Source organism: Methylobacterium sp. AC433, assembly GCF_979253015.1.
Genome location: NZ_CEEDBN010000014.1, coordinates 46,314 through 57,657, shown reverse-complemented (window position 1 = coordinate 57,657; position 11,344 = coordinate 46,314). Strand labels below are relative to the sequence as shown.

The 11,344-nt window shown below is 67.3% G+C and carries 13 protein-coding genes and 1 tRNA gene; 8 read left to right on the top strand and 6 right to left on the bottom strand.

Annotated features, from left to right (window positions below; genetic code table 11):
• Window positions 1-180: 180 nt before the first annotated feature.
• The 4 genes from AC0IWM_RS18105 (at window position 181) to AC0IWM_RS18090 (ending at window position 3,256) form a co-directional block, all read left to right on the top strand.
• Window positions 181-831: a Maf-like protein gene (locus AC0IWM_RS18105; RefSeq protein ID WP_471757224.1), complete on the top strand. Its 651-nt coding sequence runs from the start codon at window positions 181-183 to the stop codon at window positions 829-831.
• The gene (gene yacG / locus AC0IWM_RS18100; protein ID WP_471757222.1) at window positions 828-1,052 is read left to right on the top strand and encodes a DNA gyrase inhibitor YacG; all 225 of its coding nucleotides are present in this window, start codon (window positions 828-830) and stop codon (window positions 1,050-1,052) included. The genes AC0IWM_RS18105 and yacG overlap by 4 nt, the downstream gene beginning before the upstream one ends.
• Window positions 1,053-1,171: 119 nt before the next feature.
• Window positions 1,172-1,247, top strand: a tRNA-Phe gene (locus AC0IWM_RS18095).
• A gap of 608 nt (window positions 1,248-1,855) precedes the next feature.
• A complete protein-coding gene (locus AC0IWM_RS18090; protein WP_471757220.1) occupies window positions 1,856-3,256 on the top strand; it encodes an O-antigen ligase family protein in 1,401 nt (466 codons plus the stop codon).
• 165 nt (window positions 3,257-3,421) lie between these two features.
• Here the strand turns inward: AC0IWM_RS18090 and AC0IWM_RS18085 are convergent, their stop codons facing one another.
• On the bottom strand, window positions 3,422-3,970 hold the full coding sequence (locus tag AC0IWM_RS18085; RefSeq protein ID WP_471757218.1) for a hypothetical protein: 549 nt from the start codon (window positions 3,968-3,970) through the stop codon (window positions 3,422-3,424).
• Window positions 3,971-4,277: 307 nt separating this feature from the next.
• On the opposite strand from AC0IWM_RS18085, the gene AC0IWM_RS18080 reads away from it, so the two are divergent.
• Window positions 4,278-4,520, top strand: a complete 243-nt coding sequence (locus AC0IWM_RS18080; protein WP_056477498.1) for a hypothetical protein — start codon at window positions 4,278-4,280, stop codon at window positions 4,518-4,520.
• A gap of 431 nt (window positions 4,521-4,951) precedes the next feature.
• On the opposite strand, the gene AC0IWM_RS18075 is transcribed toward AC0IWM_RS18080, so the two are convergent.
• Window positions 4,952-5,320: a hypothetical protein gene (locus tag AC0IWM_RS18075; RefSeq protein WP_471757216.1), complete on the bottom strand. Its 369-nt coding sequence runs from the start codon at window positions 5,318-5,320 to the stop codon at window positions 4,952-4,954.
• A gap of 175 nt (window positions 5,321-5,495) precedes the next feature.
• On the opposite strand from AC0IWM_RS18075, the gene AC0IWM_RS18070 reads away from it, so the two are divergent.
• Entirely contained in the window at window positions 5,496-6,389 is an 894-nt protein-coding gene (locus AC0IWM_RS18070; protein WP_471757214.1) for a hypothetical protein, read from the top strand.
• Between the two features lie 66 nt (window positions 6,390-6,455).
• Here the strand turns inward: AC0IWM_RS18070 and AC0IWM_RS18065 are convergent, their stop codons facing one another.
• The 4 genes from AC0IWM_RS18065 to AC0IWM_RS18050 form a co-directional block, all read right to left on the bottom strand.
• A complete protein-coding gene (locus AC0IWM_RS18065) occupies window positions 6,456-7,100 on the bottom strand; it encodes a transglutaminase-like cysteine peptidase (protein ID WP_471757212.1) in 645 nt (214 codons plus the stop codon).
• Window positions 7,101-7,337: 237 nt separating this feature from the next.
• The gene (locus AC0IWM_RS18060) at window positions 7,338-8,042 is read right to left on the bottom strand and encodes an alpha/beta hydrolase (RefSeq protein ID WP_471757210.1); all 705 of its coding nucleotides are present in this window, start codon (window positions 8,040-8,042) and stop codon (window positions 7,338-7,340) included.
• 43 nt (window positions 8,043-8,085) lie between these two features.
• Complete coding sequence (locus AC0IWM_RS18055; RefSeq protein WP_471757208.1) at window positions 8,086-8,481, bottom strand: YybH family protein; 396 nt, start codon at window positions 8,479-8,481, stop codon at window positions 8,086-8,088.
• A 31-nt stretch (window positions 8,482-8,512) separates the two neighbouring features.
• Entirely contained in the window at window positions 8,513-8,956 is a 444-nt protein-coding gene (locus AC0IWM_RS18050; protein WP_056477487.1) for an OsmC family protein, read from the bottom strand.
• 334 nt (window positions 8,957-9,290) lie between these two features.
• On the opposite strand from AC0IWM_RS18050, the gene AC0IWM_RS18045 reads away from it, so the two are divergent.
• Window positions 9,291-9,719 (top strand): PAS domain-containing protein, encoded by a 429-nt coding sequence (locus AC0IWM_RS18045; protein WP_471757206.1) that lies wholly within the window; start codon window positions 9,291-9,293, stop codon window positions 9,717-9,719.
• Window positions 9,720-9,841: 122 nt separating this feature from the next.
• Window positions 9,842-11,092, top strand: a complete 1,251-nt coding sequence (gene frc, locus AC0IWM_RS18040) for a formyl-CoA transferase (RefSeq protein WP_103711749.1) — start codon at window positions 9,842-9,844, stop codon at window positions 11,090-11,092.
• The last annotated feature ends 252 nt before the right edge of the window (window positions 11,093-11,344 follow it).

The window sequence follows — 11,344 nt, the reverse complement described above, 5'->3', positions numbered from 1 at the left end:
CCACGGGGCCGGGCCGAAACCGGACCTTGCCGCGGAGGCGCGTTCACAAGGTCCGGGGTTTCCGCTAGGTTCCGGCCGCCTCGTCGGCGTGGATGGCGCGCTTTTCCGATGCGCGGCCTCAGCCGGCTGTCTCCACCCGCCCCCTCACAGGATGCCAACCTCGCGCATGACGGCCCGCACGTGACGACGATCGACGACACCTTGGTTTCGGGCCGGAGCGCCCGTCTCATCCTGGCCTCCGCCTCACCCCGGCGCCTCGCGCTCCTGCAGCAGGTGGGCATCGAGCCCGACGCGCTCCTTGCGGCGGATATCGACGAGACCCCGCGCAAGTCTGAAACACCGCGCGAACTCGCCCGACGCCTCGCACGCGAGAAGCTTGCGGCCGCCGGGGCCGCGGCGCGGCGGCGGGACGACTTGCACGACGCCTATCTCATCGCGGCGGACACGGTCGTGGCCGTGGGCCGCCGGGTGCTCCCCAAGGCCGAGTTGCCCGACGAGGCGGCCGATTGCCTGCGTCTCCTCTCAGGGCGCCAGCACCGGGTCTACACGGCCGTCTGCCTGCTCTCGCCACAGGACGTGCGCCGCGAGCGGGTGGTCGAGACCCGCGTCCGGTTCAAGCGCCTGTCCTCCCGGGAGATCGATGCCTACCTCGCTTCCGACGAATGGCGCGGCAAGGCCGGTGGCTATGCCATCCAGGGACTGGCAGGTGCCTTCGTGGTGAAACTCGTGGGCTCGCACAGTGCCGTGATCGGGTTGCCGCTCTACGAGACCGTCAGCCTGCTGGAGGGAGAGGGCTTTCCGGTTCGCGCCACCTGGGGGGAACCCGCATGAGGGATGTCGATGCAGGCCGCCGTCGCGCGGGGCCGTCCAAGCCCGACCCGTGCCCGATCTGCGGGAAGCCGCCGGAGGCCGCCTTCGTGCCGTTCTGCTCCGCCCGCTGCGCCGACATCGACCTCGGGCGCTGGCTCACCGACCGCTACGTCATCCCGACCGCGGAGGACGAGGACGAGGATGCTGACGGCGTCGGTTCCCGATCGGACCGAGACAGCTGAGGGCGTCGATCCGTCGGCGGAATCGATCGAAAAAATCTCTTCGGATCGAGGCTGGACAGCCTGCAATCCACCCCCTATACCCCCGCTCCAGCCGGTGCCGCTTACGCGAACCGGCCGAGGCCCAGGTAGCTCAGTTGGTAGAGCATGCGACTGAAAATCGCAGTGTCGGCGGTTCGATTCCGTCCCTGGGCACCATCGATTTTCCGGACTGATTTTCCAATCGAGCGCGTCGGTTAGGGTCTGCCCTCACCGTTGTCTCACGCGGGTTCGAACATCGGCTCGAACTTGACGGGTTCCACTGCGGCGAGTGCCGCAGGCGGATGATTTTCCGTTGGCCGATCGTCTACAGAGAGCCTCCCGAAGACTGGGAGCCGTCACCTTCACCCGCCCGGAGCAACCTGGGCGGGATTTTTTCGTCTGTTGCCGGATTGTTGCTGCGAATCGATCACAGATGGTGTGGGGTTCACGGGTTGAGGTCGACGCCCGATCAACCGTTAGGTCTCGCAACCACGCCCGCCCGGCTTCGGCCGCGGCGGGCTTCTTCGATTTCGCGGGCTTGGCCGAGGGCACGGGCGCCCAGTTCGGGTACGCCAGCGAGCGCTCACCCCTGGGTCCGCGAAGGATCGCCGGAACCTGGCCATCCATCTCGGTCCCGGCGATCGGGACCGACTTCCCGTCGGGTTGACAGAATTCGATCCGATCGCGCCAGTGCAGGGCACCCGCACGGATCCGGTGCCGGACGCCGAGGTCACGTGATGGGACTTCGCCTCGCTGCACCGGGTGCCGCAACCAGGATCTGACAGGTGTTGAAGGCGCTCGACCGAGGATCTCAGGGCCTTCTGTTCGTCGTCGTCGGAACTGCGCCTCTCCCGTTCGGCTCGATCGAGCCGTTCTGGACCCATCTGTTCCTCGTTCTGATCGCGGTCAGCTGCCTGACTGCGCCATGGGGCCGGATGCCGGATCACCTCCACCGATCGGCGGGCCGGATCGTCCTGGCGATCCTGGTCGTCGGCGTGGTCACTCTGCTGCAGTTCCTGCCCGACCCGTGGTGGACGGTGCCGGATCCGATCTGGCGTACCGTCGCGCCGCAGATCGACCGAATTCTGCGTCCGCGAGCCTCGAGCATCGCTTCCCCGCCGTGGGAAACCCTTGGCCCCTCGTTCCTGTTCGCCCTCACCGCGCTGCGGGCGCTGCCGATCGGAACCGATCGCGAGGCCGCCAAACGGCTGCTCCACGTCGTCGCTTGGTCCGGCCTTTTCTACGCAGGCTTCGGCATTCTCCTGCTCGAGATCGAGCCGGATCGCGTGCTGTGGGTGAAGAAGGTCGCGTATGTGGGGAACCTGACGGGTCCCTTCGTCAACAGGAATACGGCCGCGACCTATTTCGGCAGTGTCGCGGTCGTCTGGCTCATCCTGGCGCTCCGCGCCTGGTTCGGCTCGATGCGGCACCGCCGGCGCCTCTGGCGCGCGGCCACCCTGGCCGGATGCCTCACCTGCTTCGCGGCGGTGACGCTCACAGGCTCGCGCGCCGGCCTCCTGCTCACCGTCGCCGCCCTGCTGTTTACCCTCTTTCGTCTCCTTCCGAGCTACGTCACCCTCCGGCGCTATCGCAAGCGCGCCGCGCTCGCCGGCGTGGCCGCCTGTCTTGCCCTGGTCGAGATCTGGGGCGGCCAGGTCGGTCTTCGCATCCAGGCCCATGGCTTCGCCGATCCGGGCCGGTTGGAGATGTATCGGATCGCTCTCGAGATGGTGCGGGAACGGCCCTGGCTCGGCCATGGAGCCGGGTCGTTCGAGGCGGCGTTTCCCGCCTATCGCAGCGATGTCCTGGGTCTGTTCGGCGTCTGGGACATCGCCCACAGCACGCCCCTGGAGATTGCCGTCGAGTGGGGTGTGCCGGTCCTGGCCGTCCTCGGCGCGCTCTGGATCTGGGCCGCCCTCACGATCTGGCGCGCCGGCCGCATCAGGGGTCGCGATCGGTCCGTCGTCGTTGCGGCACTCGCCGTCGGAGGCCTCGGCACCCTGCATTCGATCGTCGATTTCTCCCTCCAGATCCCGGGCTACGCGGTGGTTTTCGCCGCCCTGGTCGGTTGCGGGCTGGGACGTTCCAGGCTGCTCACGGCACCGCGACCGGATGGGGATGCACGAAGGGCCCTGACGCCGGACGGGTTCGAAGGCGTTGCGGCTCCCGTGCCGGGCTCTCGGTGATGCGAGGCAGTCGCTCGCACGGGGAGGTCGCGATCGGGACGATGGCCCCGACGGCATGACGCACCATGGGGGCCGAACCGATCGGGCGGGCGACCGTTCCGTGAGAGACCTTGGCGAAGAGCGAGCACGCGCCTCCAGGCAGCGGGTTCAGCCTGCCGTCCGGGATCATACCGGGCGGTCGCGGTCCTTGGTTCGGCCCCAGTCCCGGAGCGGCGCCGAGGTCCCGAACCGTTCGGATCGGCGCGGTTCGCCGGTGGATCCGGGGCGCGGCGCGTTGGCGTTGCCGCGCACGATGTCCCCTTGGACGATCGCGTGCCCAGACGCCACGGCCAGAATCAGCTGGGTCGCATAGGCGCGTGGACCGCTTCCCTTCAACGACATCCCGGGTCCGCCCGGACGAAGCTTGCTGCCGAGGAGGCCCCAGGGTGGAGGAACCACGAGCCTCCGGATCCCGAGGCCACGGTCGATCAGGGCCGCCGCTTCCTCGACCTGTCCATCGAGGAGGAGGAGACCGGGCCGCGTGATGCGGAACGCGTAATTGCCGTCGTCGTCCACCTCCACGAGGGATACGAGCTTCAAGGACAGGGCCTGGCAGGCGGTCTCGACATTCTCACGGGTAAACTCGGCCTCGAGGGCCAGGGCTCCGAGAGGCGCCCCGGACGCCCGGCATGAAACCCGTTCCAGGAACAGGCGGCGTTTCGACGTCTGAGCCATGTCCCTCGCTGCCCGATCGCTCGCCCCGGGCCGATCTTCCGCCGGGCAGCTTGGCGCCGAGGAGGTTTCGGACTCGTTGCGAAGCGGCCGGAGTCTTCTCGGCTGGCGCAGCTCAAGACCGGGCAGCGGCCGCGCCGTGGCCGAAGGACCAGCACGCCCGTCGCCCGGTTGACGGCCTGTATGGGCGACCCCGACCTGGGCAGGCTGTCGAGCCAGCCGAGACCGACTTCACGGCTGCGGATCCGCTCCCTTGCTCTTTGCCGGGATTGCCCTCTGTGAGGAGGCAGGATCGCTCCGGGAGAACACGATGACGAAGCTGTTCATTGCCAAGATCAGGTCCGCCGCAGGGACGAAGCCACTGGTGACCGTGCGGGCCGCGGCAGAGGGCGAGGCGCGGCTCTTCCTCGAGGCCGCCTATCCGGAGGACGAGATCGTCGAGGTCGCGGAGCCGAGCGACTGGGCGAGCGACGCCGACACCGGGAGCCTGCCGGGCGACATCCGCGAGCATGCCGGTGTCGAGTGGCAGGCTCCGTCGAGCCACGCGGAATAGTGGCCGGGAACGTCGCGCGATCGATCCACCCGATGGTCGCACCCCCCGGCCTGATCCGCAGCAAACGCGCGCGGACCCGATGCGCCGTCTCTCGTCGGTCCGATCCGCAGGTTGGCCGCAATCCCGGTACCGGGCGCCGCGGGAAGGGTGGCGACTCCTAGGCGTGACGGCCCCGGCACGCTTAGATTTGATGAGGTGCGGGGGACGGAGCGCACGACGCGGGCGGCTCCGGCGACGGCGCCCAAACTCTCGGATGAGATCGGTTGCCGTCCGCTGGCACGACCAAAGGGTGCCCGATCGCTCGAAACCTTGCCTCAGGCCTCGACGCTCCCGGCTCGAGGGGCGAGGCCGGTCGCCTGATGCGGGCTTCCACGGGCGATCGATTTACCGCTCCACAGCCAGCCGTCCCGGGGTTCGAGCGGTGTCCTGCCTCAAGCCGACGGGCTTGGCATTCCTCTCAGCACGGCTTCGTGCAGGATTCTGAGCCAGTGAATGGCCTCCTTGGCCTTGGCCTCCGCGATCTCCGCCCGCCGCTCGGCGTCTGCCACGAGGGCCTTGCTGGCGTTACTGGCATCGACGATCGCCTCGATATTGGCCAGCGTGATCGACCAATCGAACTCATCGGTTTCCGCCTTGGCAGTGGGCTCCCCCCGTCGAGCCAGGGTATCGGTGAAGTTCTCGGGGATCAGACGGTTCAGATCTTCGCTCGAATGCGGAAACGAGGTGCTGAAAATGCTTCGGATCCGATCCGCCTCCTTGTCGAGCGAGTCCATCGGAACAGGCTTTTCGGCGGCTTCCATCACGCATGCACCCCATGTAGGACCGGGCTAGACTGCCTTCATAGAAACGATGTGCCGTAAAGATCTGATTAAAGGGCAAGAGATCAGCCGTTTGCGGAGATTGTTCCAGCCTGCCCCGGCAGGCTCTCGAGACCGAAGCGAATTCATGGCGATCCGGCCTCCGGTCGCCCCTCGGATGCGGCCGGACGAACGGAACATTGTCTGTCCGGTCGCCCGGAACCGTGAATATCTCGCCCGATCGTGTCGAAGTGCGATCAGCTTGATGCCCTTCGCCCGGTCGACTACCGATTGCATGATGGATCGGACGCACCGTCGAATCGTGATCTCCGGTACCAAACTCGCTGCCCTCATCCGCTGCCTCAGCCTCATCGCGGTCGCGGCGGCCCTGTTTCAGCTTCGAGCCATCTCGATCGCCCCGGACAACGCCGCCTCGGCGGCGATGTCGATCGTGCGCGGGCATCATTTCGACGTCGAGGCGCTCAGGGCGCAGGCGAACCGGCGTGACAAGGCCTCGCCGTCCTGCGCGCGGCGGCGGATGCGGCATTGGCTGATCGTCCGCTCCCAACTGGCGAGTGCGCTCATGCAGCGGGCGGACCTCGAAGCGATGGATGCGGCGATGGACGAACTCGACCTGCGCAGTCGGAACCTGCTGGCCTGCTATCCGCGCGACGGGCTCGGCTGGCTGACCCTGGCCTGGGTCGAGCTCAATCGCACCGGCATCAGCGAGGACACGTACCAGAAGCTGCGCAATTCCTATGCGTTCGCACCTCGGGAAGGATGGCTCGCTGCACAGCGCAACCGTCTCGTCCTCCAACGTTTCAGCCTGATGCCCCCCGATCTTCGCGACCGCGCCCTCGTCGAATTCGCCGATCTCATGGAGGGGCGCTTCATCGACGAAACCGTGGCCACGTTCCTGTCGGTGAAGCCGGCGCTGCAGGCCGAGCTCATCGGCCGGACGAAGGGGGTGTCGGTTCTGTGGCAGACGAAGTTTCAGCAGACGTTGAAGCGGTTCGGCATCGAGGTCCGCATGCCGGGCATCGCCGAGAAGCCCGATCGACCCTGGCTCTGAAGGAGCATTGAGGGACGGCCGGGAACCCGGAGATGCATCCTCACGCGGCCGACCCGGGAGCCGCCGTCACTCGGCGCGCGCATCGGCGACCCGCCCGCGCGCCGGCCCGAGAGCCATCCGCCGGGCCGACGCCGGGATGTCGAGCCAGAGATCCGGGTTTCCAGCCGCCTGGATCTTGCTCCAATGATAGTTCGTCTGCGTCCAGGCGCGGATGTCCGGGTGCAGGTTGTCGAGGACGAGGTCTGCGGATGCCTGCCGGACGACGAGGACGAGGTGTCCGACCCCCTCCGGCGTCACGACCACGGCCAGGGACAACGCCCCGATCGGCCAGCCGCGCGCGAGGAGTTCGTGCCTCTTCTGCAGGGCGTAGGTGTTGCAGTTCCCTTGTCTGGCGGTCAGGGACCACGCGCCGGCCTCCGGCAGGCCGGCTCTGGGAGCGATGCGCCGATTCACAGTCTCGTTGACGAAGGCGAGCTCCTTCAGCCGCGTCGGCGTGAGTTCGAGCGGTTCGTCCCGTCCATCCGGGGCGCAGTCCAGCGGCGCCCTTTGGCAGAAGCGGAGATAGGCGAACGGAGCGAAGGCCGGCCCGCCGGCGAGGATCGGCCCCGATGGGTTGCGACGGTCGCTGGAACTGTCCGGACGTTTCGAATTGGCGGAGGCTTCACCGGCATCGATCACCGCGAAGTTCGCGAGGACCAGTGCGGCCGACATCCGCCTCGCAATGATCCACCGAGCCGAGCTGCCACGCCGTACCAAGCTCGAACCTCCACCGATCGCGCAACGAAGCGGGGCGTGAAGGTCGATCCACACGCCCCGTAAGAGGGATCAGCGTAGGTCGGGACCGTTAAGAATCTTCGGTGTCGATGCCCGTGTCCGGGGCCTCGGACCGCCGCGGAGCGTCCCGGCGAGGTGGTTTGGGGCTGCCTTCCGCCTTCGGTGGTTCGTTACTCAGTCGGCCGAGTCCGGTGTGTCGGTCTCGGCCAGGACGAAGTCCACACCCCGTGCCACGACCGCCGGATCGTAGGCGTGCGGGCCGTCGTACTCGACTGCGGTGACCGCGTAGCCGGCCTCCCGCAACTGGGCGACGTGGACCCGCGCGCTTCGGTCGATCGGGATCTGCTCGTCGCGGGTACCGTGGGAGAGGAAGATGCGCGGCGCGCCCGATTGCAGATGAACGGACAGGAATCCGGCCGAGGAGACGAGGAGATGGGTGACCACGTGTCCGTTGGCGAGGCCGAGGGAGAGCGTGTAGCTGCCGCCATCGGAATGGCCCGCGAAGACCAGCCGCGTCGGATCGAGGAGGTAGCGGGTGCTGACCTCGGCCAGCGCTGCGTCGACACGCTCCCGGTCGGGCCCGTGCCCGCCGATCACGAGGTCCCAGGTCGGAAACAACGATTGGGGTGCGAGCAGCAGGAAGCCCCGCGCCCGGGCATGCGCCTCCAGCATCGGCAGGATCTTCTCCGCGCTACCGCCTCCGCCGTGAAACAGTACCACGAGGGGTGTCGGCCGGCGCGGCTCGATCCCCTCCGGCACCACGAGGATCGCGTCGCGCTGAGCGAACAGGCCGAGGGCGTGTCGGCCTGGGGACAGGGGTTCCCGCGTGGGGAGCCGGTGCGCGAAGGCGAGCCGGCCGGCGAGTCGGGGATCGATCATGCGGAATTCTGCTTATTGGGAATTTTAAAAGGGTGACCGGCCGTCAGTCGGCCTTGTCCGCCTGAAGCGGCTTGATCTTCAGCTGGTCGATCAGCCAGCGCCATCCGCCGTCGGCCTGGCGCCGTGCGGTCTCCGCCGAGATCGTCCCGTTCGGCAATCGTGCGAAGGTCATGGCGAGATCGCCGCTCCGGATCGCCGGAAGAGTCTCGGCGGCCGGAAAATCGGATTTGCGCGCCAGGAGATCCGCATAGAATTGCCGGATCTCGGCGTGCCCCGTGGCCACGACCTTGCCGGCGGCCAGCACCGCGTCACGTTCGTAGAGGGCAACCAACCCCTCCACATCCCCTGCGTTGGCGCGTTCGTTGAAGAGGCGGGCAAGGTCTTCCGGCTCGTGGGCGAGGGGTGCGTGGTGGCCGGACGCTTCGGGCGTTGTCGTCATGGCAGATCCTTCCTTGAACGAGATGGGAGGCTCAGGTCAGCAGCGTGCCGGCGCCGTCGCGGACCGAGACCGCGATGGGAATGCCGGCCTGCACACTCTCGGAGACGGTACAGAAGCGCTGGAACTGCTCCAGCACCCGGTCGATGCGTGGCACGGCGTCGGCGGTCGCCCCGAGGCTGATGGAGATTGCGATGCCCGTGATGCGCAGCCGGTTCTCGGCGTTGCGCGTGACCTCGCAATGCGCCTCGGCCCGGATGCCGCCGGCCTCCTGCTTGTACTTGCCGAGGGCGAAGACGAGACTGGCGCACAGGCAGTTCGTCACCGCCGAGACGAGAAGCTGTTCGGGAAACGGGCCTTCGCCTTTGCCGATCGGAACGGCCTCGTCGACGACCAGATGAGGGAGGATCCCGCCAAAATCGATCGCGAACTTGTAGCCTTCGATCTGCGTGATCGTGATGCTCGGGCCTGGACCCATTGTGCCTCCCCCTGCCGGTTCTCGTTTATCCGCGACGTGCCGGTCTGGTTCGAGAACGCCGTCACCCGGGCTCAAGCTCCCTTCGCCGGTTGATGATGGCACCGCGAGTTGACACCTCAGCGACGTTGGCATACCAAATACCAACGACTGTGACACCGAAAAAACCAAGTCCTCGCGACGCCACCGACCAGGCTCCAGCCTGACCGACAAGGAGAGGAATGTTCCATGCCGGTGGATGAGCATCATCCGACTCCAGCTTCGAGCCCGCCCGGTCGATGAAGCGGGCAGCGGAGACGACATCCGCGGCACGGGCAGGGAGATTAAGGGTCAGCGCATGACGAGCCCGATCGATTTTGCCGCCCTCGTGGCGGCGGCCGGCGATGCCGTCGTGGTGTCGGACCCGAGCGGTGCGATCACCGTGTGGAATCCCGCCGCGACGCGGATCTTCGGCTACACGGCGGCGGAGGCGATCGGCCAGTCTCTCGACCTCATCACGCCGGAGCGGCAGCGCCGGCGCCACTGGGATGGTTATGCCAAGACCATGCAGACGGGAGTGACCAAGTACGGCGCCGACGTCCTGCGGGTGCCGGCCATCCACAAGGACGGCCACACGCTCTCCATCGCTTTCACGGTCGGGCTGATCCACGGCCCCGACGACGCCGTCACGGGCATCGCCGCGATCATCCGCGACGAAACCCAGCGCTGGAACGACGAGCGCGACATGCGCCGCCGTCTGGCGGACCTCGAATCCCGCGTCGCCTGAGGGCGACGCGCGACACGCCGCCGGACTCTCGCTCGACGGGACCTCGGCCAACCCAGAACCCGGACCGACCGGGCAAGTCTCGAACTTCGACAATCGTCTAAGCCAACAGGGAGAACGCCACGATGAGCAAGCCGCTCGAGGGTATCAAGATCATCGATTTCACCCACGTCCAGGCGGGCCCGGCCTGCACGCAGCTCCTGGCCTGGTTCGGCGCTGACGTGATCAAGGTGGAGCGCCCTGGGGCCGGCGACGTGACGCGTACGCAGCTTCGCCACGTCGAGGGCGCCGACGCGCTCTACTTCACCATGCTCAATTCCAATAAGCGCTCCCTGACGCTCGACACCAAAACTCCCGAGGGCAAGGAAGTCCTCGAGAACCTGATCAAGCAGTCCGACGTCATGGTCGAGAATTTCGGCCCCGGCGCCCTCGACCGTATGGGCTTCTCTTGGTCGCGCATCCAGGAACTCAATCCGGGCATGATCCTCGCCTCGGTGAAGGGCTTCTCGGACGGCCACCACTACGAGGACCTGAAGGTCTACGAGAACGTCGCGCAGTGCGCGGGCGGTGCGGCCTCGACCACCGGCTTCTGGGACGGCCCGCCCACCGTCAGCGCCGCCGCGCTCGGCGACTCGAACACCGGCATGCATCTCGCCATCGGCATCCTCACGGCGCTTCACCAGAAGAACAAGACCGGCAAGGGCCAGAAGGTCGCCGTCTCGATGCAGGATTCGGTGCTCAATCTCTGCCGCGTCAAGCTCCGCGATCAGCAGCGCCTCGATGCTCTCGGCTACCTCGAGGAATACCCGCAGTATCCGCACGGCGAGTTCTCGGACGTGGTGCCGCGCGGCGGCAACGCGGGCGGCGGCGGCCAGCCGGGCTGGGTGCTGAAGTGCAAGGGTTGGGAGACCGACCCGAACGCCTACATCTACTTCACGATCCAGGGCCATGCCTGGGCTCCGATCTGCAAGGCGATCGGCAAGCCGGAATGGGAGAACGATCCGGCCTACAGCACCGCCCGTGCGCGCCAGGACAAGATCATGGACATCTTCGGCACGATCGAGGCTTGGCTCGCCGACAAGACCAAGTTCGAGGCCGTGGACATCCTGCGCAAGTTCGACATCCCGTGCTCGCCGGTGCTGTCGATGAAGGAGATCGCCAACGACCCGTCGCTGCGCGCCAGCGGCACCGTGGTCGAGGTGCCGCACCCGAAGCTCGGCTCGTACCTGACCGTCGGCAGCCCGATCAAGTTCTCCGACATGCAGGTCGAGGTGAAGGCCTCGCCGCTGCTCGGTGAGCACACCGACGAAGTCCTGCTCGACCTCGGCTACACCCAGCAGCAGATCGAGCAACTGCACCAGGCCCGCGCCGTCTGAGGCGACGGACCGACTGAGGTAAGACAGGGCGGTCCGTCTCCGACGAACTGCGAGCCCCAGCATGACGGCGCGCCGCGAGGCGCGCCGTTTTTGTTGGACGCAGAAAGGAAGGGCTCACCGTCGTCGGACCGCTCTCCAGGCTCGGATGCGCCCCGCCGCCGCAGGTCCACGGTTCGGACCCTTGCACCCCACACGGTGCTGAACGCGCCGTGGAGAGCCACCAGCAGAACATGATTCTCCTCCACCGCAACG